At 62.0% G+C, this 19,537-nt stretch carries 16 protein-coding genes; 12 read left to right on the forward strand and 4 right to left on the reverse strand.

Going from position 1 to position 19,537, the window contains the following annotated elements; translation table 11 throughout:
- The first annotated feature begins 237 nt into the window (after nucleotides 1–237).
- The 6 genes from fadB (at nucleotide 238) to ACN0X6_RS07520 (ending at nucleotide 7,719) form a co-directional block, all read left to right on the forward strand.
- Nucleotides 238–2,385: a fatty acid oxidation complex subunit alpha FadB gene (gene fadB / locus ACN0X6_RS07495; RefSeq protein ID WP_417702968.1), complete on the forward strand. Its 2,148-nt coding sequence runs from the start codon at nucleotides 238–240 to the stop codon at nucleotides 2,383–2,385.
- Between the two features lie 30 nt (nucleotides 2,386–2,415).
- Nucleotides 2,416–3,591 (forward strand): acetyl-CoA C-acyltransferase FadA, encoded by a 1,176-nt coding sequence (fadA, locus tag ACN0X6_RS07500; protein WP_417702969.1) that lies wholly within the window; start codon nucleotides 2,416–2,418, stop codon nucleotides 3,589–3,591.
- Between the two features lie 73 nt (nucleotides 3,592–3,664).
- Nucleotides 3,665–3,907, forward strand: coding sequence for a DUF1653 domain-containing protein (locus ACN0X6_RS07505; RefSeq protein WP_074855894.1), 243 nt, complete (start codon nucleotides 3,665–3,667; stop codon nucleotides 3,905–3,907).
- A gap of 241 nt (nucleotides 3,908–4,148) precedes the next feature.
- Nucleotides 4,149–6,755 carry a type I DNA topoisomerase gene (gene topA, locus ACN0X6_RS07510; RefSeq protein WP_417702970.1) on the forward strand — a complete coding sequence of 869 codons (2,607 nt, stop codon included), beginning with the start codon at nucleotides 4,149–4,151 and terminating at the stop codon, nucleotides 6,753–6,755.
- Between the two features lie 128 nt (nucleotides 6,756–6,883).
- Entirely contained in the window at nucleotides 6,884–7,402 is a 519-nt protein-coding gene (locus tag ACN0X6_RS07515; protein WP_417702971.1) for a DUF6586 family protein, read from the forward strand.
- Between the two features lie 80 nt (nucleotides 7,403–7,482).
- Nucleotides 7,483–7,719, forward strand: coding sequence for a hypothetical protein (locus ACN0X6_RS07520; RefSeq protein WP_074855901.1), 237 nt, complete (start codon nucleotides 7,483–7,485; stop codon nucleotides 7,717–7,719).
- A gap of 73 nt (nucleotides 7,720–7,792) precedes the next feature.
- On the opposite strand, the gene sulA is transcribed toward ACN0X6_RS07520, so the two are convergent.
- Together sulA and lexA are read right to left on the reverse strand one after the other, a co-directional pair.
- Nucleotides 7,793–8,266, reverse strand: a complete 474-nt coding sequence (gene sulA, locus ACN0X6_RS07525; RefSeq protein ID WP_417702972.1) for an SOS-induced cell division inhibitor SulA — start codon at nucleotides 8,264–8,266, stop codon at nucleotides 7,793–7,795.
- A gap of 9 nt (nucleotides 8,267–8,275) precedes the next feature.
- Nucleotides 8,276–8,890 (reverse strand): transcriptional repressor LexA, encoded by a 615-nt coding sequence (gene lexA, locus ACN0X6_RS07530; RefSeq protein WP_074855904.1) that lies wholly within the window; start codon nucleotides 8,888–8,890, stop codon nucleotides 8,276–8,278.
- A gap of 227 nt (nucleotides 8,891–9,117) precedes the next feature.
- Between lexA and ACN0X6_RS07535 the strand changes: the two genes are divergently transcribed.
- The 4 genes from ACN0X6_RS07535 to ACN0X6_RS07550 are packed head-to-tail and all read left to right on the forward strand — an operon-like array spanning nucleotide 9,118 to nucleotide 12,161.
- The gene (locus ACN0X6_RS07535) at nucleotides 9,118–9,825 is read left to right on the forward strand and encodes a TetR family transcriptional regulator (protein WP_417702973.1); all 708 of its coding nucleotides are present in this window, start codon (nucleotides 9,118–9,120) and stop codon (nucleotides 9,823–9,825) included.
- Between the two features lie 49 nt (nucleotides 9,826–9,874).
- Nucleotides 9,875–10,402: a L,D-transpeptidase family protein gene (locus tag ACN0X6_RS07540; RefSeq protein WP_417702974.1), complete on the forward strand. Its 528-nt coding sequence runs from the start codon at nucleotides 9,875–9,877 to the stop codon at nucleotides 10,400–10,402.
- 12 nt (nucleotides 10,403–10,414) lie between these two features.
- Nucleotides 10,415–11,413 carry a beta-N-acetylhexosaminidase gene (nagZ, locus tag ACN0X6_RS07545; protein WP_417702975.1) on the forward strand — a complete coding sequence of 333 codons (999 nt, stop codon included), beginning with the start codon at nucleotides 10,415–10,417 and terminating at the stop codon, nucleotides 11,411–11,413.
- A 10-nt stretch (nucleotides 11,414–11,423) separates the two neighbouring features.
- Nucleotides 11,424–12,161 (forward strand): S-methyl-5'-thioinosine phosphorylase, encoded by a 738-nt coding sequence (locus ACN0X6_RS07550; RefSeq protein ID WP_417702976.1) that lies wholly within the window; start codon nucleotides 11,424–11,426, stop codon nucleotides 12,159–12,161.
- A gap of 157 nt (nucleotides 12,162–12,318) precedes the next feature.
- Here ACN0X6_RS07550 and ACN0X6_RS07555 read toward each other — a convergent pair whose 3' ends face one another.
- Both ACN0X6_RS07555 and mfd read right to left on the reverse strand, forming a co-directional pair.
- Complete coding sequence (locus ACN0X6_RS07555; RefSeq protein WP_417702977.1) at nucleotides 12,319–12,840, reverse strand: peptidoglycan binding protein CsiV; 522 nt, start codon at nucleotides 12,838–12,840, stop codon at nucleotides 12,319–12,321.
- Between the two features lie 13 nt (nucleotides 12,841–12,853).
- Nucleotides 12,854–16,291, reverse strand: coding sequence for a transcription-repair coupling factor (mfd, locus tag ACN0X6_RS07560; RefSeq protein ID WP_417702978.1), 3,438 nt, complete (start codon nucleotides 16,289–16,291; stop codon nucleotides 12,854–12,856).
- 131 nt (nucleotides 16,292–16,422) lie between these two features.
- Here mfd and ACN0X6_RS07565 point away from each other — a divergent pair, with 131 nt between their 5' ends.
- The gene (locus tag ACN0X6_RS07565; protein WP_417702979.1) at nucleotides 16,423–17,889 is read left to right on the forward strand and encodes a glyceraldehyde-3-phosphate dehydrogenase; all 1,467 of its coding nucleotides are present in this window, start codon (nucleotides 16,423–16,425) and stop codon (nucleotides 17,887–17,889) included.
- A 310-nt stretch (nucleotides 17,890–18,199) separates the two neighbouring features.
- The gene (locus ACN0X6_RS07570) at nucleotides 18,200–19,537 is read left to right on the forward strand and encodes a Na(+)-translocating NADH-quinone reductase subunit A (RefSeq protein ID WP_417702980.1); all 1,338 of its coding nucleotides are present in this window, start codon (nucleotides 18,200–18,202) and stop codon (nucleotides 19,535–19,537) included.

Raw genomic sequence — 19,537 nt, forward strand, 5'->3', positions numbered from 1 at the left:
CGACGAAAAGAGGCCAATTGACAAGTGCAGGCTTTTCCCTGAAGGTGTGCACACCCAAATCAAACGGGCGTATGAATTGAGCGTTTGCCTTGTCAGGCGCGCCATATGCAGCCCGAATATCGCGTCGGTGGGTGTGTCGTACCGATTGGGGCTATGCTCGTGCGGCGCTGCCGCGAGCTGGCCTGCCGGTTGGCTCCGATGTGTACTGTTCAGCTTCCATACCGTGGAGATCAGTTGATGATTTACGAAGGTAAAGCCATCACGGTTAAGGCTCTTGAGAGCGGCATCGTCGAATTGAAGTTCGACCTCAAGGGTGAGTCCGTCAACAAATTCAACCGTCTTACCCTCAACGAGCTGCGCGCCTCCGTCGACGCGATCAAGGCTGACGGTTCGATCAAGGGCGTGATTGTCACCAGTGGCAAGGACGTGTTCATCGTCGGCGCCGATATCACCGAGTTCGTCGACAACTTCAAACTGCCCGACGCAGAGCTGGTGGCTGGCAACCTGGAAGCCAACAAGATCTTCAGTGATTTCGAAGACCTCGCCGTGCCGACCGTCGTCGCCATCAACGGCATCGCCCTGGGTGGCGGTTTCGAGATGTGCCTGGCCGCTGACTACCGCGTCATGAGCGATGGCGCCAAGATTGGCCTGCCGGAAGTCAAGCTGGGCATCTACCCGGGCTTCGGCGGTACCGTGCGCCTGCCGCGTGTGATCGGTACCGACAACGCCGTCGAGTGGATCGCTTCGGGCAAGGAAAACCGTGCCGATGACGCTCTGAAAGTGGGCGCCGTCGATGCCGTGGTCAGCGCAGACAAGCTGCAGGCCGCTGCTCTCGATCTGGTCAAGCGCGCCATCTCCGGCGAGCTGGACTACAAGGCCAAGCGTCAGCCCAAGCTGGAAAAGCTCAAGCTCAATGCCATCGAGCAGATGATGTGCTTCGAGACCGCCAAGGGCTTCGTCGCTGGCCAGGCCGGCCCGAACTACCCGGCGCCGGTCGAGGCGATCAAGACCATTCAGAAAGCGGCCAACTTCGGTCGTGACAAGGCGCTGGAAGTCGAGGCCGCCGGCTTCGTCAAGCTGGCCAAGACCTCGGTTGCCGAGAGCCTGATCGGTCTGTTCCTCAACGATCAGGAACTGAAGAAGAAAGCCAAGCACCACGACGAGATCGCCCGCGACGTGAAACTGGCCGCCGTACTCGGCGCCGGCATCATGGGCGGCGGCATCGCCTACCAGTCGGCCTCCAAGGGCACGCCGATCCTGATGAAGGATATCCGTGAAGAGGGTATCCAGATGGGTCTGGCCGAGGCTTCCAAGCTGCTCGGCAAACGCGTCGAGAAAGGCCGCATGACCCCGGCGAAGATGGCCGAAGCCCTCAACGCCATCCGTCCGACCATGTCCTACGGTGATTTCGGCAACGTCGACATCGTCGTCGAAGCCGTGGTCGAGAACCCCAAGGTCAAGCAGATCGTGCTGGCCGAAGTGGAAGGCGTGGTGCGTGAAGACGCCATCCTGGCCTCCAACACCTCGACCATCTCCATCTCCCTGCTGGCCCAGGCACTCAAGCGTCCGGAAAACTTCGTCGGCATGCACTTCTTCAACCCGGTGCACATGATGCCGCTGGTGGAAGTCATCCGTGGCGAGAAGTCCAGCGAAGTGGCCGTGGCCACCACCGTTGCCTACGCCAAGAAAATGGGCAAGAACCCGATCGTGGTCAACGACTGCCCGGGCTTTTTGGTCAACCGCGTGCTGTTCCCGTACTTCGGCGGCTTCTCCAAGCTGCTGGGCTTCGGCGTCGACTTCGTGCGTATCGACAAGGTGATGGAAAAGTTCGGCTGGCCCATGGGCCCGGCTTATCTCTCCGACGTGGTCGGTATCGACACCGGCCACCACGGCCGTGACGTGATGGCCGAAGGCTTCCCGGACCGCATGGCCGTGGAAGGCAAGACTGCCGTCGACGTGATGTACGACGCCAATCGTCTGGGTCAGAAGAACGGCAAGGGCTTCTACGCTTACGAGACCGACAAGCGCGGCAAGCCGAAGAAGGTCACCGACCCGGCGGCCTACGAGCTGCTCAAGTCCATCGTGGTCGAAGAGCGTGAAGTCAGCGACGAGGACATCATCAACTTCATGATGATCCCGCTGTGCATGGAAACCGTTCGTTGCCTGGAAGACGGCATCGTCGACACCGCAGCCGAGGCCGACATGGGCCTGATCTACGGTATCGGCTTCCCTCCCTTCCGTGGCGGTGCGCTGCGCTACATCGATTCGATTGGTGTGGCTGAATTCGTCGCCCTGGCTGACAAGTATGCCGAGCTGGGCGCCCTGTACCACCCGACCGCAAAACTTCGCGAAATGGCCGCCAACGGCCAGAAGTTCTTCGGTTAATCGTGCAGCGAACAGAGCGAGAGTAGAAATATGAGCCTGAATCCTAGAGATGCAGTGATCGTCGACTTCGGTCGTACCCCGATGGGTCGTTCCAAGGGCGGCATGCACCGTAACACCCGCGCCGAGACCATGTCTGCGCACCTGATCAGCAAGCTGCTGGAGCGTAACGCCAAGGTCGATCCGGCCGAAGTCGAGGATGTGATCTGGGGCTGCGTCAACCAGACCCTGGAGCAGGGCTGGAACATCGCGCGCATGGCGTCGCTGATGACCCAGATCCCGCACACCAGTGCCGGCCAGACCGTCAGCCGCCTGTGCGGTTCGTCCATGAGCGCTCTGCACACCGCCGTGCAGGCGATCCAGACCGGTAACGGCGATGTGTTCGTCGTCGGTGGTGTGGAGCACATGGGCCACGTCGGCATGATGCATGGCGTCGACCCGAACCCGCACCTGTCGCTGTACGCCGCCAAGGCATCCGGCATGATGGGCCTGACCGCCGAAATGCTGGGCAAGATGCACGGCATCAGCCGTGAGCAGCAGGACGCCTTCGGTGAGCGTTCGCACCGTCTGGCGCACAAGGCGACCGTCGAAGGCAAGTTCAAGGATGAAATCATCCCGATGCAAGGCTACGACGAGAATGGCTTCCTGAAGGTGTACGACTTCGACGAAACCATTCGTCCGGAAACCACCCTCGAGAGCCTGGCTGCGCTGAAGCCCGCGTTCAACCCGAAAGGCGGCACCGTGACTGCAGGCACGTCCTCGCAGATCACCGATGGTGCCTCCTGCATGATCGTCATGAGCGCCCAGCGCGCCCAGGACCTGGGTATCACCCCGATGGCCGTGGTGCGCGCCATGGCCGTTGCCGGTGTCGATCCGGCGATCATGGGCTATGGTCCGGTGCCGTCCACTCAGAAGGCGCTCAAGCGCGCCGGTCTGAGCATGGCTGACATCGATTTCGTCGAGCTCAACGAAGCCTTCGCCGCTCAGGCCCTGCCTGTGCTGAAGGACCTGAAACTGCTCGACAAGATGGAAGAGAAGGTCAACCTGCACGGCGGCGCGATCGCCCTGGGTCACCCCTTCGGTTGTTCCGGTGCCCGTATCTCCGGTACCCTGCTCAACGTCATGAAACAGAACGGCGGCACCTTGGGTGTCTCCACCATGTGCGTGGGCCTTGGCCAAGGCATCACCACCGTCTTCGAGCGCGTTTAAGCGTCAGCGGACAGAAACCGGGGCCCAGTGCCCCGGTTTTGCTTTTTACGGCTTTTTATATCGGGAACCGCTCATGCAGTTGCAGCCAGGACTTTATCGCCACTACAAAGGCCCGCAGTACCGCGTATTCGGGGTGGCCCGCCATTCCGAGAACGAGGAGGAGGTGGTGGTTTACCAAGCGCTTTACGGCGAGTTTGGCTTGTGGGTAAGGCCGCTGAGCATGTTCTGTGAAGAGATCGAAGTGGACGGCGAGCGCGTTCCACGCTTTGCTTTGATTCAGGCCGAAGTCAGCCCCATCGGCGCTTCGCAAGTCTGACTGCGCAGCCCCTGCGCTTGACCTTCGCTTGGTCACCACTATATATAGCGGGGCCTTAGAGGGCGTCTACAAATTGCTGCGCTCGGCCATGCTGCGTTGAAACCAGCCTCAAAATGCTCATGTACAGCTCGTACACTGCGCTTTTTCGACTGTTTCGCCTTGCCTGACCTTCGCGCGCTGCTTTGTAAACACCCTCGGCTTCGTGCCTTCTATATTTCGCAATTCAGGAATCTTCTGATCCATGGGCAAATCGCTGGTCATCGTGGAATCCCCGGCCAAGGCCAAGACCATCAACAAGTACCTGGGCAGCCAGTACGTGGTGAAGTCGAGCATCGGCCACATCCGTGACCTGCCTACCAGCGGCTCGGCAAGCGCCACCAAGGAGCCTGCCAAGCGCGGCAAGGCTGCCGCTGAGGCGCCTGCGCTGTCGCCCAAGGAAAAGGCCAAACGCCAGCTGTTCACGCGTATGGGGGTCGATCCCGAGCATGGCTGGAAGGCCAAGTACGAGATCCTGCCCGGCAAGGAAAAGGTGATCGAAGAACTGCGCCGTCTGGCCAAGGATGCCGACACCATCTATCTCGCAACCGACTTGGATCGCGAAGGGGAAGCCATTGCATGGCACCTGCGCGAATCCATCGGTGGTGATGACAGCCGCTACAAGCGCGTGGTGTTCAACGAGATCACCAAGAAGGCGATTCAGGAAGCCTTCTCCAAACCGGGCGAGCTGGACATCAACCGCGTCAATGCCCAGCAGGCGCGTCGCTTCCTCGACCGCGTGGTGGGCTACATGGTCTCGCCGCTGCTGTGGGCGAAGATCGCTCGTGGCCTGTCTGCCGGTCGTGTGCAGTCTGTAGCCGTGAAGCTGGTGGTGGCGCGCGAGAAAGAAATCCGTGCCTTCGTCCCGGAAGAATACTGGGAAGTGCATGCCGATCTCGGCACCGCGAAGAACGCCAAGGTGCGTTTCGAGGTAGTGCGCGAAAGTGGCGCAGCCTTCAAGCCGGTCAATGAAGCGCAGGCCATGGCCGCGCTGGAGAAGCTCAAGGCTTCCAGCTATAGCGTGGTCAAGCGCGAAGACCGCCCGACCAGCAGCAAGCCGTCGGCACCCTTCATTACCTCCACCCTGCAGCAGGCTGCGAGCAACCGCCTGGGCTTCGGGGTGAAGAAGACCATGATGATGGCTCAGCGTTTGTACGAAGCTGGCTACATCACCTATATGCGTACCGACTCGACCAACCTGTCGAACGACGCCGTGGAGATGGTGCGTGGCTTCATCGGCAGCGAGTACGGCGACAAGTACCTGCCGGGCAAGCCGATCCTGTACTCGAGCAAGGAGGGCGCTCAGGAGGCGCACGAAGCGATTCGTCCGTCCGACGTCAACCTGCGCCCGACCCAGCTGTCTGGCATGGAGCGTGATGCCGAGCGTCTGTATGACCTGATCTGGCGTCAGTTCGTCGCCTGCCAGATGCCGCCGGCCGAGTACTTGTCCACCAGCGTCACCGTGGCTGCTGGCAATTTCGAGCTGCGCGCCAAGGGTCGCATCCTCAAGTTCGACGGTTACACCCGTGTGCTGCCGCAGCAGAGCAAGCCGGGCGAGGACGACGTCCTGCCGGAAATGAAGGAAGGCGAGGGCCTCAAGCTGATCCAGCTCGACCCCAGCCAGCACTTCACCAAGCCGCCTGCGCGCTACTCCGAAGCGAGCCTGGTCAAGGAGCTGGAAAAACGCGGGATTGGTCGTCCTTCCACCTATGCGGCGATCATTTCCACCATTCAGGATCGTGGCTACGTCACGGTGCACAACCGTCGCTTCTACGCTGAGAAGATGGGTGACATCGTCACCGAGCGTCTCGACGAGAGCTTCGCCAACCTGATGGATTACAGCTTTACCGCCACCATGGAAGAGCATCTCGACGATGTGGCCCAGGGCGAGCGCGAGTGGAAGCACCTGCTCGACGAGTTCTACGGTGATTTCAAGAAGAAGCTCGAAGTTGCCGAGGCGGGTGAGGGCGGCATGCGTGCCAACCAGCCGACGCTGACCGATATTGCCTGCCGCGAGTGCGGCCGGCCAATGATGATCCGCACCGCCTCCACCGGCGTGTTCCTCGGTTGCTCGGGCTATGCGCTGCCACCGAAGGAGCGCTGCAAGGCCACCATCAACCTGGTACCGGGCGATGAGATCGCTGCCGATGATGAGGGCGAGTCCGAGTCCCTGGTGCTGCTCGGCAAGCATCGCTGCCCGATCTGCGCCACGGCCATGGATGCCTATCTGCTGGATGAAACCCGCAAGTTGCACATCTGCGGCAACAATCCCGATTGCAGCGGCTACGAGGTCGAGCAGGGCCAGTACCGCATCAAGGGCTACGAAGGCCCGAGTCTGGAGTGCGACAAGTGCGGCAGCCAGATGCAGCTCAAGACGGGGCGTTTCGGCAAGTTCTTCGGTTGCACCAATGCCAGCTGCAAGAACACCCGCAAGTTGCTCAAGAACGGCGAAGCGGCGCCGCCGAAGATGGACAAGGTGGAGATGCCCGAGCTCAAGTGCGAGAAGGTGGATGACACCTACGTGCTGCGTGACGGCGCATCGGGCCTGTTCCTCGCCGCCAGCCAGTTCCCCAAGAACCGCGAGACGCGTGCGCCGCTGGTGCTGGAGATCGTTCCGCACAAGCATGAGATCGACCCCAAGTACCACTTCCTTTGCGATGCCCCGCAGAAGGATCCGGATGGCCGTCCGGCGGTGATTCGCTACAGCCGCAAGACCAAGGAGCAATACGTGCAGTCCGAAGTCGATGGCAAGCCGACTGGCTGGCGTGCGTTCTTCGATGGCGGCAAATGGAAGGTCGAGGACAAGCGCTAGCGCTTGGTCACGATCTGCCGCGCCTCGGCCTGGCGTCGTAACAGCGACGCCCTGAGTGCCTGATGAGATGCGCGTCAGGCAGGGCAGACGCGCGTATCATGACCCGATCTGCTGTGGAGGTCGCCGTAATGGCCAAAGAAATCTATACCCGTACCAACCAGAAGATTTTCTTCGCCGGTATTGCCCTGGATAACTGGCGCAAGGCCGAAGCCTCCTCCGCGTTCAATGTGCAGGCACTGGCGCAGGCCGAGCGCGAGGCGGCGCTGTTTCACCTCTATGGCGGGTTGCTCGGGCTGTGTCATGAGATTGCCGGCTATTACCGCATGAACGACGCGACGCCCTCGCGTGTCGAGTCCTTCGTGCAGCAGGCCGTGCTTGATGGCTCGCCCAGCCCAGAGCTGGCCGAGTTGGTCGAATTGGCGCAGCAGCGCGAAACCTGGCTGGCCGAGCTGCTGGCGGCCTATGCTGCGCTGTTCCAGCCGCCGCGTGAGGAGCGCAAGGCCAAGGTCGATCCGTCCCTGCCCTTGATCACGGCCGTCAGCGTTGGCGAAGAGGCGGCCGAGCTGAGCCTCGATGATGTCGATGCCTGGCGTCAGCAACTCAAGACCCTGGTGCTGCGCTTTCGCGAAGGCCTCAGCGAGTGCTGATTGGGTTTAACTGGACCAGTGGACTGGGGATGACCCCGGCAGACTGTTACAATGTCGTGTTTTTGCACAGAGACTGAGCCATGCCAACATCCTTCCTGGAAATCGTCGAACTGCCCGATGGGCGTATTGCCCTGCGTCGCGCAGAGGATGAAGAGGCTCTGGTGACTCTGGACTTCTCTGCCGATGCCAAGGCTTTCCTGCAGGGTCAGCACATCGAGGTGGCCAAGGCCATGCTCAATGTCGGCGTGCAGATGGCCGGCCGAATGGCTGAGGGCGATTTCAGTGGTGAAGAAGAAGGCGCGCGCGTTCTCCACTGAGTCGCCACGGTTCGACGAAAACGGGGCTCCAATGGAGCCCCGTTTTCATTTGCGCAGATGCAACCTGGCGAGTTCAACCCAGGCTGATATTCAGGCTCTGCGCGCCGCCTGCATTGGCGGCCTGTGCAAGGCGCTGGCGAGTGCTGCTCTCGACCGGATGCAGCCAACTGATCACGGTATGGCTGCGGCCGAGTTTCAGGGCTTCTTCCGCCAGTGCCAGGGCATTCTGCCCCTGCCGTGGATGCAGCAGGAGAATGCGCTCACGGTTCAGGCCTGCCTCGCGCAGCCAGCTTTGCGTAAGGCTGGCTGGTGGTGCCACCAGGGTCAGCCAGCGCGCATCCTGGTTCTCGCTCAACTCGCGCAGAATCGGGGCCAGCAAGTGCAGGCAGTGGCCGGCAGCGCCACGTAGAGCCAGTTCGCTGAACGCCTGATCATCCTCGTTGCGAGAGATGTCTTCGGTCGCTAACCGTGGCGCACTCGACGTTCCGGCAAGAAAGGCGTCGAAAAGGGGAAGTTGTGGACGCTCGAACGACTGCTGCACGTGCATGGTGTCTCCTCAGCGGCGGATTACACCGACGCTCAAACCTTCGATGACCAGATCCTGGTGTTCCAGGTCCACTTCGATCGGTGCGAATTCAGGGTTCTCGGCAATCAGCCAGACCTTGTTGCCCTCGCGCTTGAAGCGTTTGACCGTCACTTCATCGTCGATACGGGCGACGACGATCTGGCCATTGCGGGCTTCCCGGGTGGTGTGCACGGCGAGCAGATCACCATCGAAGATGCCGATGTCTTTCATGCTCATGCCGCGTACGCGCAGCAGATAGTCGGCTTTGGGCTGAAAGAACGCCGGGTTGATCTGGCAGGATTCCTCGACATGTTGCTGTGCGAGGATCGGTGCGCCGGCGGCGACACGGCCGATTACCGGGAGGCCCGTATCCTCGTTCGCGGCACCTGCCTCGAAGCCGGGAATGCGGATGCCGCGTGAAGCGCCTGGCGTCATCTCGATGGCACCCTTGCGGGCGAGGGCCTTGAGGTGCTCTTCTGCTGCGTTGGGTGATTTGAACCCCAGCTCCTGAGCGATTTCCGCACGGGTGGGTGGGTAGCCGTTGTCTTCCAGGCAGCGTTTGATGAAGGCGAGAATCTCGGCTTGGCGTGGCGTCAGTTTCAGCATGGCTGGGCTCTGTCTTTTTATACAGTGACTGGGATTATATACAGTAATCGGGGCTTGGCAACGCCATTTTGTAGATGGTTGCAGGCCGGCTCGTTACCCATGCCGGGTCATCTGCGTCTCTGCTTGTTGTAAGCTGTGACCAGCCGGCCAAAAGACGGCTCATGCGGCTTGACAATTCAGTGGGATGAAACGTATGTTTCAAACAAGTGTTTGTCAGGTGATAACTCATGGCTCAGTCGGAAACCGTTGAACGCATTCTCGATGCTGCGGAGCAGCTGTTCGCGGAAAAAGGCTTCGCCGAGACCTCGCTGCGCCTGATCACCAGCAAGGCCGGGGTCAACCTGGCTGCCGTCAACTACCACTTCGGTTCGAAGAAAGCGCTGATTCAGGCGGTCTTTTCGCGTTTCCTCGGGCCTTTCTGTACCAGCCTGGAGAAGGAACTCGATCGCCGTCAGGCCAAGTCCGAAACCCAGGTGTCCCTGGAGGAACTGCTCGAGCTTCTGGTCGAGCAGGCCCTGGCTGTGAAGCCGCGCAGCGGCAACGACCTGTCCATCTTCATGCGCCTGCTCGGTCTGGCCTTCAGCCAGAGTCAGGGTCACTTGCGCAAATACCTGGAAGAGGTCTACGGCAAGGTTTTCCGTCGTTACATGCTGCTGGTGCATGAAGCGGCGCCGCGTATTCCACCACTGGAACTGTTCTGGCGCGTGCACTTCATGCTCGGCGCTGCGGCGTTCAGCATGTCCGGTATCAAGGCCTTGCGCGCGATGGCCGAGACCGATTTCGGCGTCAACACCTCGATCGAGCAGGTGATGCGCATGATGGTGCCGTTCCTGGCTGCCGGCATGCGTTCGGAAACGGGTATCGCCGATCCGGCGTTGGCCGGCGCGCAACTCAAGCCGCGCAGCAAGACTCCCAGCGCCGCGCCCAAGGTTTGACCTGGCGGCAGGTGGGCTTGGCTTCGCCCTTCGGCTAAGCTAGCGGCCCATGTCCGATCTCGATCTACTGCATATCTCCATTGCCGATCAGGCGCTCTACGGCTTCAATGCCGGGCGGCTGCTGCTGAGCTTGCCTGTCTCCACGGCGCTCGGTGGGGCGGGTGAGCTCAACGGCTCAGGCTGTACGCCGCGCGGGCTGCATCAGGTGCGCGCGAGAATCGGCGCTGGTTTGCCTCTGGCGGCGGTATTGCGCGGTCGTCGCTGGACGGGCGAAGTGTGGTCACCTGAGCTGCACGAGCAGTTTCCTGGCCGCGACTGGATTCTCACCCGCATTCTCTGGCTGAGCGGTCTTGAGCCTGGGCGCAATCGCCTGGGCGAGGTCGATACCTTTCGCCGTTATATCTATCTGCATGGCACGCCGGATACGGAACCCATGGGGACGCCGTTGTCCCATGGCTGCATTCGTTTGCGTAACGCCGACATGCTGGCGCTTTTCGAGTGCGTGCCGCTGCATTGCAACGTGCGTATCGATGAGGCGCCGTGCCCGCAGTGGGCTGCAGACCAAGACTTCACCTGAGGAAATAGACTCATGCAAGGCTCTTTGATGATGGACATCGCCGGCACCTGGTTGACCGCCGAGGATCGCCAGATGCTGCGCCAGCCCGAAGTGGGCGGTCTGATCATTTTTGCCCGCAACATCGAATCGCCGCGTCAGGTGCGCGAACTGTGCCAGAGCATCCGTGCGGTGCGCCCGGACCTGCTGCTGGCGGTGGATCAGGAAGGTGGCCGGGTGCAGCGCCTGCGCCAGGGCTTTTTGCGCTTGCCGGCGATGCGCGCCATCGCCGACAACGACAATGCCGAGGCGCTGGCCGAGCACTGCGGCTGGCTGATGGCAACCGAGGTGTTGGCGGTTGGCCTGGACCTCAGCTTTGCGCCGGTACTGGATCTCGACCACCAGCGCAGTGCGGTGGTGGGCAGTCGTGCCTTCGAGGGGGATCCGCAACGGGCCACCACGCTGGCAGCCGCGTTCATCCGTGGCATGCATCAGGCGGGCATGGCGGCTACCGGCAAGCACTTCCCCGGGCACGGCTGGGCCGAGGCTGACTCTCATGTCGCCATCCCGCTCGACGAGCGCAGTCTCGATGACATCCGCGCCTGCGACATGCAGCCGTTCAAGCGTCTGGTGCACGAGCTCGATGCCGTGATGCCGGCGCATGTCATCTATTCTCAGGTTGACGAGCAGCCGGCTGGCTTCTCCCGTCGCTGGTTGCAGGACATCTTGCGTGGCGAGCTGGGCTTCGAGGGGGTGATCTTCAGCGATGACCTGTCCATGGCGGGTGCCCACGTGGTCGGTGATGCCGGCAAGCGTATCGAGGCGGCGCTCGCTGCGGGTTGCGATATGGGCCTGGTATGCAATGACCGTGGTGCGGCCGAGCTGGCGCTCAGTGCCTTGCAGCGTCTGCGAGTGACGCCGCCTGCGCGCCTCGAACGCATGCGTGGCCGTGTTCATGCCACTACCGAATACCGCCAGGCCCCGCGCTGGCTTACCGCTGTGGCGGCCCTGAGAGCTGCCCAGTTGCTTGACTGAGGATCTGCCAATGACTGTCTACGCCATTATCGGTGGTACCGGCTTGACCCAGTTGGAGGGCTTGACGATTCACGAAGCGCTGCCGCTGGATACCCCTTACGGGGCGCCCTCGGCTGATATCCTGCGCGGCAGCTACGTCGGGCGCGAAGTGCTGTTTCTCGCCCGCCATGGCCAACCGCACCGGATTGCGCCGCATCAGGTGAACTACCGGGCCAACCTCTGGGCGCTCAAGCAGGCCGGCGCCAAGGCCATTGTCGCGGTCAATGCGGTGGGGGGGATTCATGCTGCCATGGGCGCTGGGCATTTCTGCGTGCCACATCAGATCATCGATTACACCTCCGGGCGTGCGCACACCTTTTACGAAGGCGATCTGGAGCATGTGACCCACGTCGATTTCAGTCAGCCGTACGACAAGCAACTACGCGAGGCGTTGGTGGCGGCGCTGCGGGCCGAAAATGCGGCATTCAGCGATCACGGAATCTATGGCTGCACTCAGGGGCCGCGACTGGAAACGGCGGCGGAAATCGCCCGCATGGAGCGCGATGGTTGCGACCTGGTGGGCATGACCGGCATGCCCGAAGCGGTATTGGCGCGCGAATTGGCGCTGCCCTATGCCTGCCTGGCGCTGGTGGTGAATCCGGCTGCGGGGAAATCCAGCGCTCTGATCACCATGGCCGAGATCGAACGAGTGATCGAGCAGGGCATGGGGACGGTCAAGGCGGTGTTGGCGCGTGTGCTGAGTAACTAGCTTCTCTGCCAAGATAACGGCCTGTGCCCGCCAGTCAGGCATCGACGCGCCGAATCTGCAGGAGCGGGGCGCCGCCGCGAATCAGGGCGGCGCGCATTTGCAAGACTTCGCCCCGGGGCTGGCTCCTACGAGAGGCCTGGCGGCATCAGGTTTCTGCTCAAAGCGGCCTGATGCGTACCAGCGCACCCAGGCTGCCATGGTCCAGGTAGGTCAGGCTGTTGTCCTTCAGGCGCTGAGCCACTTTCATGTGTTCGCTGCTTTCGAGCAGGCCGTCGACGCTGAATCGGTTGATCCACAGTTCCAGGTCCAGGTCGGCAAAGCGCTCCTGGGTAAAGCTCAGGGTGCCTTCGATCGCGTGGTGGCCGAAGTGCTCTTCACCGCTGCTGACGGCCATTCGGCTCGGCGAGCTGCCGATGGTCTGGCTCCAGGCCTTGTGCAGCAAGACCTGGTAGCCGCTGCCCGGATTGAGCTTGGCTGCCTCGCCATCGAGCGTTGTCGGGCGTTCGTTGCCGGTGATCGGCAATGCCGTGCCCGCCCAGTCGTCCGGCGCCACTTTGGGCGCGACGACAGGTTCGCCGGCCTGGCGGAATACCAGCAATTCGACCTGATAAAGGCGTTCGGCAAAGGCGCTCGGTGCCAGCAGGCAGAGCAGCAGGGCGATCAGGTGCAGTGGGCGCATGTATGTGAGTCCTTCAGGTGGTGGGCGCGAGGCGCTCGAACAGGGCTTCCAGGGTGTTGAAACGCTCTTGCGCGTGTTCCATCGGCACCTGGATCTTGAAGACGGTAGCGCCTTCGAATTTGTAGCGTTTTGGCTGAGCCTGGATCAGCTTGATCAGCGTCAGCGGGTCGACGCAGGTTTGCGCGGCGAACTCGATGCGTCCGCCCTGCGGTCCTGCATCCACCTTGGTGATACCCAGCTTGTCTGCCTGCAGCTTGAGCAGGGTCAGGCGCATCAGGTTCTTGGTCGGCTCCGGTAGCAGGCCGAAGCGGTCGATCATCTCCACCTGCAGCTCCTTCAGACCGTCCTCGTCGCTGGCGTTGGCGATGCGTTTGTAGAGGATCAGGCGGCTGTGCACGTCGGGCAGGTAGTCCTCGGGGATCAGCGCCGGTACGCGCAGATTGATCTCCGGGCCACCACCCAGCGGCTGATCCAGATTGGGCTGTTCGCCTTTCTGGATGGCCTTGACCGCACGCTCGAGCATTTCCATGTAGAGGGTGAAGCCGACGGCCTGAATCTGGCCGCTTTGGCCGTCGCCAAGCAGTTCGCCGGCGCCGCGAATTTCCAGATCATGGGTGGCCAGGACGAAGCCGGCGCCGAGGTCCTGGGCGCCCGCGATGGCCTCCAGGCGTTTTTCCGCATCCGGGGTCATCTGCTTGCGCGGCGGGGTGAGCAGGTAGGCGTAGGCCTGGTGGTGGCTGCGACCGACACGGCCGCGCAACTGGTGCAGCTGGGCCAGGCCGAACTTGTCGGCGCGGTCGATGATGATGGTGTTGGCGCTGGGCACGTCGATGCCGGTCTCGATGATGGTCGAGGCCACCAGCACGTTGAAGCGCTTGTGGTAGAAGTCGCTCATCACCTGCTCGAGATCGCGTTCGCGCATCTGCCCGTGACCGATGCCGATACGCGCCTCGGGCACCAGTTCGGCCAGTTCACTGGCGCATTTTTCGATGGTCTTTACATCGTTGTGCAGGTAGTACACCTGGCCACCGCGCAGCAGCTCGCGCAGCAGTGCTTCCTTGATGGTCGGCTTGTTGCTCTCCATGACGAAGGTGCGCACCGAGAGGCGGCGTGCCGGCGGCGTGGCGATGATCGACAGGTCGCGCATACCGGCTACAGCCATGTTCAGCGTGCGCGGGATCGGCGTGGCGGTCAGGGTGAGGATGTCCACCTCACTGCGCAGCGCCTTGAGCTGTTCTTTCTGGCGTACGCCGAAGCGGTGTTCCTCGTCGATGATGGCCAGGCCGAGGTTGTGGAACTTGACGTCATCCTGCAGCAACTTGTGCGTGCCGATGACGATATCCACCTTGCCTTCGGCCAGTTGCTGCACGGCCTCGTCGACTTCCTTGGTGCTCTTGAAGCGGCTCATCACCTCGACCTTCACCGGCCAGTCGGCGAAGCGGTCGCGGAAGCTGTTGTAGTGCTGTTGGGCGAGCAGGGTGGTGGGCACCAGCACGGCGACCTGCTTGCCGCTGTGCACGGCGATGAAGGCCGCACGCATGGCCACTTCGGTCTTGCCGAAGCCGACGTCGCCGCAGACCAGGCGATCCATCGGTTTACCGGCGAGCATGTCGGCGCGCACGGCATCGATGGCGGCCTGCTGGTCCGGGGTTTCCTCGAAGGGGAAGCCGGCGCTGAAGGTGGCGTAGTCCAGCGCCGGGTCCCGGAAGGCGAAGCCTTCGCGGGCGGCGCGGCGGGCGTAGATGTCGAGCAGTTCGGCGGCAACATCGCGCACTTGCTCGGCTGCCTTGCGTTTGGCCTTCTGCCAAACCTCCGAGCCAAGGCGGTGCAGCGGTGCCAGGGCATCGTCGCTGCCGGTGTAGCGAGCGATCAGGTGCAGGCTGGCCACCGGCACATAAAGTTTGGCTTCGTCGGCGTACTGCAGGGCGAGAAATTCGGCGGCCTGTCCGTCGAACTCCATGGTCACCAGGCCCAGGTAGCGACCGACGCCGTGATCGATATGCACCACCGGCGCGCCTTCGCGCAGTTCGGTGAGGTTCTTGATCACGTTGTCGCCGCCTTCGCGGCCTTTTTCGCGGCGACGACGCTGCATGACACGCTGGCCGAATAGCGGGCTCTCGGCGATCAGCGCCAGGTCGTCGAGCAGCAGGCCCTCATCCAGGGGTGCGATGCAGATGTTGAGGCGCTCGGGGCTGGCGACGAAAGCCGGCCAGCCGTCGACTTCCCTGGGCTTGAGCTTGAGGCGGGCGAGCAGCTCCAGCAGCACTTCGCGGCGACCGGCCGATTCGGCGCAGAACAGCACGCGGCCCGGATATTCCTCGATAAAGCGGCGCAGCGCCGCCAGCGGCTCGCCAGCCTTGGCCTGAATCGCCAGGTCGGGCAGGGCGCGTGCGTCGAAGCGTGTCTGGCCGACGCCGGGCTCGATGTCGTCCTGGTTGACCACCACTCGCGGCCAGCTTTTCAGGCGGGCGAAGCAGTCCTCGACCGGCAGGAAAATGTCGGCAGGTGGCAGCAGCGGGCGTTCCGGATCGACCCGGCGATCCTCATAACGGTTGCGCGCATCGGTCCAGAAGTGTTCGGCGGCCTTCTCGATGCCGGGCAGGGAGAACACCTGGGTGTCGCCTGGCAGGTAGTCGAACAGGGTGCCTGTCTCTTCGAAGAACAGCGGCAGGTAATACTCGATGCCAGCGGGGGTGATGCCCGTGGAAAGGTCCTGATAGATCGGGCAGCGACGGAAATCCACGTCGAAGCGCTCGCGGAAACGCCCGCGAAAATCGGTGACGGCTTTCTTTTCCAGCGGAAATTCACGCGCCGGCAGCAGGCGGATCGACTCGACCTTGTCCACCGAGCGCTGGGTCTCGGGGTCGAAGGTGCGCAGGGTTTCGATTTCGTCGTCGAACAGGTCGATGCGGTAGGGCGTGTCACTGCCCATCGGGAACAGATCGATCAATGCGCCGCGCACGGCGAACTCGCCATGCTCGTACACCGTATCGACGCAGCGGTAGCCGGCGGCCTCCAGACGCGTGCGCATCTGCTCCACATCGAGTTTCTGGCCGACATCCAGCACCAGGCTGCCACCGAGCAGGAAGCGCTTGGGTGCCAGGCGGTGTAGGGCGGTGGTGATCGGCACTACGAGGATGCCACGGCTCAGTTGCGGCAGGCGATAGAGTGCTGCGATGCGCTGCGAGATGATGTCCTGGTGCGGCGAGAAGACGTCGTAGGGCAGGGTTTCCCAGTCGGGAAAGTGCAGCACCGGCAGATCGGGGGCGAAGAACGCCAGTTCTTCCTGCAGCCGCTCGGCGCTCTGGCTGCCTTCGGTGAGCACCAACGTGAAGCGTCCAGCACCGCTGGCCGCTTCGGCGATGGTCAGGGACAGGGCGGCGCCAGGCAGGTTGCCCCACTGTTGTTTGCCGGCGCTGGCCGGTAGAGACGGAAGACGCAGTACGGACACGGGCGGCTCACGGTCGTGACGAAAGGCCGGGAATTGTAGCGGGGCTTGGTGGTCAATGTCAGTCGCGACAGGCGCGCATTGCTCATGCCCGCGCGCGCCGTCATAATGTAGCCCCTTTTTTCAGCCCCTACATGTGGAAGGTACTGCCCGTGACTCAGAAGCCCGACCAGTGTCTCGGTGAATGGATCGATCGTGAAGCTCTCGCGGAAGCGATGATTCCGCTGATTGGTCAGCTCTACCGCAACAACAATGTGGTGACCTCGATTTATGGCCGTGGCCTGATCAATCGTTCGGTCATCGACATCCTCAAGGCCCACCGTTTCGCTCGCCATCGCCTTGCCGATGAGGCCGAGCTGTCGGTGCACGACACCTTCCCCATGCTCAAGGCCATGAGCGAGCTCAAGCTGGGTGCCGCCTCGGTGGACCTGGGCAAGCTGGTTGCCAAGTTCAAGGCCGAAGGCGCTGGTCGCGGCGTCGAGCAGTTCGTCAAGGACGAGCTGGCCGATGTAGTGGGCAAGCAGAACGGTTCGGCGCGTGAAGGCACTGATGTGGTTCTCTACGGCTTCGGTCGTATCGGCCGCCTGCTCGCGCGCATCCTGATCGAGAAGACCGGGGGTGGCGACGGCCTGCGTCTGCGCGCCATCGTCGTGCGCAAGGGTGCCAGCAATGATCTGGTCAAGCGTGCCAGTCTGCTGCGTCGTGACTCGGTACACGGCAAGTTCAACGGCACCATCACCATCGATGAAGAGAACAACACCCTGACGGCCAACGGCAACCTGATCCAGGTGATCTATGCCAAGGAGCCGAAGGAAGTCGATTACACCCAGTACGGCATCAAGAACGCGCTGCTGGTGGACAACACCGGCGTATGGCGTGATGCCGAGGGCCTGGGTCAGCACCTGGCCTGCCCGGGCGTCGATCGCGTCGTCCTCACCGCACCTGGCAAGGGCGCGCTGAAGAACATCGTGCACGGCATCAACCACAGCGAAATCACCGCTGAGGACAAGATCATCTCCGCCGCTTCCTGCACCACCAACGCCATCGTGCCGGTGCTCAAGGCGGTCAATGATCAGTACGGCATCGTCAACGGTCACGTCGAGACCGTTCACTCGTACACCAACGACCAGAATCTGATCGACAACTTCCACAAAGGCAGTCGTCGTGGTCGCAGTGCTGCGCTGAACATGGTCATCACCGAAACTGGCGCTGCCACCGCTGCGGCCAAGGCGCTGCCGGTTCTGAAAGGCAAGCTGACCGGCAACGCCATTCGCGTGCCGACGCCGAACGTGTCCATGGCCATTCTCAATCTGAACCTCGAGAAAGCCACCAGCCGTGAAGAAATCAACGAGTACCTGCGCCAGATGGCCATGCACTCGGATCTGCAGAAGCAGATCGACTTCGTCAGCTCGCAGGAAGTGGTCTCGACCGACTTCGTCGGTTCGCGCCATGCCGGTGTGGTCGATGCCGAAGCCACCATCGCCAACGACAACCGTGTCGTGCTCTACGTCTGGTACGACAACGAGTTCGGTTACAGCTGCCAGGTGGTTCGCGTGATGGAAGACATGGCTGGGGTCAACCCGCCGGCCTTCCCGCGCTAAGCGCCGGGGGCGCATGAAAAACGGGAGCTTCGGCTCCCGTTTTTTTATGTGCAGAAAATGACCTGGCGGAGGTTGGCGCGTTGATATGGGTCAGCATCGAACTTGTTGCGCCCTGTTACCGAAAAGCCAAAAAAAGCAAGCGCTTGGGTGGTCAGTGAGGGGGGGCGTCTTTATAATCAAGCGGATTTTTTACCCAGGTTTGGCGCCTTCCTCCACGCCCATATCGCATTGGCGTGGTTGGGTCTATTAGACCTTCGCTAGCGCCGCCTGTCCTATAAAAAGCTTTCTAAATCAGTGGTTAGGCAAACCTATGATCAAACTAAAGCATGGGCTTGATTTGCCCATAACGGGTGCGCCGGCACAGCGTATCGAGGCCGCCAGGCCCGTACGCAGTGTCGCCGTCATCGGCTTCGACTATCACGGGATGAAGCCGACGATGGAAGTGCAGGTCGGTGACCGGGTCAAACTCGGTCAATTGCTGTTTACCGACAAGAAGACACCCGGCGTGCGCTACACCGCCCCCGCTGCAGGCGTGATCAGCGCCATTCACCGTGGCGAGAAGCGTGTTCTGCAGTCCGTGGTCATCGACATCGATGGCGACGATCAGGAAACCTTCGCTCAGTACGCGGCCGACCAGCTTGAAGCGCTCAGTGACGAGCAGGTTCGCGAGAATCTGCAACAGTCCGGCCTGTGGACCGCTCTGCGCACGCGCCCGTTCAGCAAAGTGCCGGCGCTCGATGCCGTGCCCAGCTCGATCTTCGTGACTGCCGTCGATACGCACCCGCTTGCCGCCGATCCTGCGGTGATCATCGGTGAACATGCCGCTGACTTCGAAAATGGCCTCAAGGTTCTCGGTAATCTGGGCAAGATTTTCCTGTGCAAGGCCGATGGCGTCAGCCTGCCGGGCGAGAAGCTGGCCAAGGTGCAGAGCGAAACCTTTGCCGGCCCGCACCCGGCGGGTCTGCCAGGTACCCATATTCACTTCCTCGACCCGGTCAGCACCCGCAAGAGTGTCTGGCAAATCGGTTATCAGGACGTGATCGCGGTGGGCAAGCTGTTCACTACCGGTCAGCTGTTCGTCGAGCGCGTGGTTGCGTTGGGCGGCCCGGTTGCCGAGCAGCCGCGTCTGCTGCGTACCCGCCTGGGCGCCAGCCTGGAAGAGCTCACCGCCGGTGAGCTGAAACCGGGCTTCAATCGCGTGATTTCCGGCTCGGTATTTGGCGGTCGCACCGCTCAGGGCGCGTTCGCGTTCCTCGGGCGCTACCACAATCAGGTGTCCTGCCTGGGCGAGGGTAACGACCGCGAGATGATGCATTACCTGCGTGCCGGCGTTAACAAGCACTCGGTACTGAACGTTTTCGTCTCCAAGCTGGCGGGTGCCAAGCTGTTCAACTTCACCACCACCACCAACGGCAGCCCGCGCGCCATGGTGCCGGTGGGCAACTACGAAGCAGTGATGCCACTGGATATCCTGCCGACTCAACTGTTGCGCTACCTGATCGTCGGTGACACCGAGATGGCCCAGAAACTGGGTTGCCTGGAACTCGACGAAGAAGACCTGGCGCTGTGCACCTACGTGTGTGCCGGCAAGTATGAATATGGCCCGATCCTGCGGGATAACCTCACCCGCATCGAGAAGGAGGGTTAA

The organism is Pseudomonas sp., from assembly GCF_048269965.1.
GTDB lineage: Bacteria > Pseudomonadota > Gammaproteobacteria > Pseudomonadales > Pseudomonadaceae > Aquipseudomonas.

What these genes read in the sequence shown, in the direction of transcription:
- sulA (WP_417702972.1), bottom strand. Translation starts at nt 8,266, where the DNA reads ATGCACGTGCAGCAGTCGTTCGAGCGTCCACAACTTCCCCTTTTCGAC.
- fadA (WP_417702969.1), top strand. Translation starts at nt 2,416, where the DNA reads ATGAGCCTGAATCCTAGAGATGCAGTGATCGTCGACTTCGGTCGTACC.
- ACN0X6_RS07550 (WP_417702976.1), top strand. Translation starts at nt 11,424, where the DNA reads ATGACTGTCTACGCCATTATCGGTGGTACCGGCTTGACCCAGTTGGAG.
- ACN0X6_RS07520 (WP_074855901.1), top strand. Translation starts at nt 7,483, where the DNA reads ATGCCAACATCCTTCCTGGAAATCGTCGAACTGCCCGATGGGCGTATT.
- ACN0X6_RS07505 (WP_074855894.1), top strand. Translation starts at nt 3,665, where the DNA reads ATGCAGTTGCAGCCAGGACTTTATCGCCACTACAAAGGCCCGCAGTAC.
- topA (WP_417702970.1), top strand. Translation starts at nt 4,149, where the DNA reads ATGGGCAAATCGCTGGTCATCGTGGAATCCCCGGCCAAGGCCAAGACC.
- ACN0X6_RS07535 (WP_417702973.1), top strand. Translation starts at nt 9,118, where the DNA reads ATGGCTCAGTCGGAAACCGTTGAACGCATTCTCGATGCTGCGGAGCAG.
- fadB (WP_417702968.1), top strand. Translation starts at nt 238, where the DNA reads ATGATTTACGAAGGTAAAGCCATCACGGTTAAGGCTCTTGAGAGCGGC.
- ACN0X6_RS07515 (WP_417702971.1), top strand. Translation starts at nt 6,884, where the DNA reads ATGGCCAAAGAAATCTATACCCGTACCAACCAGAAGATTTTCTTCGCC.
- lexA (WP_074855904.1), bottom strand. Translation starts at nt 8,890, where the DNA reads ATGCTGAAACTGACGCCACGCCAAGCCGAGATTCTCGCCTTCATCAAA.
- ACN0X6_RS07555 (WP_417702977.1), bottom strand. Translation starts at nt 12,840, where the DNA reads ATGCGCCCACTGCACCTGATCGCCCTGCTGCTCTGCCTGCTGGCACCG.
- ACN0X6_RS07565 (WP_417702979.1), top strand. Translation starts at nt 16,423, where the DNA reads ATGTGGAAGGTACTGCCCGTGACTCAGAAGCCCGACCAGTGTCTCGGT.
- ACN0X6_RS07540 (WP_417702974.1), top strand. Translation starts at nt 9,875, where the DNA reads ATGTCCGATCTCGATCTACTGCATATCTCCATTGCCGATCAGGCGCTC.
- ACN0X6_RS07570 (WP_417702980.1), top strand. Translation starts at nt 18,200, where the DNA reads ATGATCAAACTAAAGCATGGGCTTGATTTGCCCATAACGGGTGCGCCG.
- nagZ (WP_417702975.1), top strand. Translation starts at nt 10,415, where the DNA reads ATGCAAGGCTCTTTGATGATGGACATCGCCGGCACCTGGTTGACCGCC.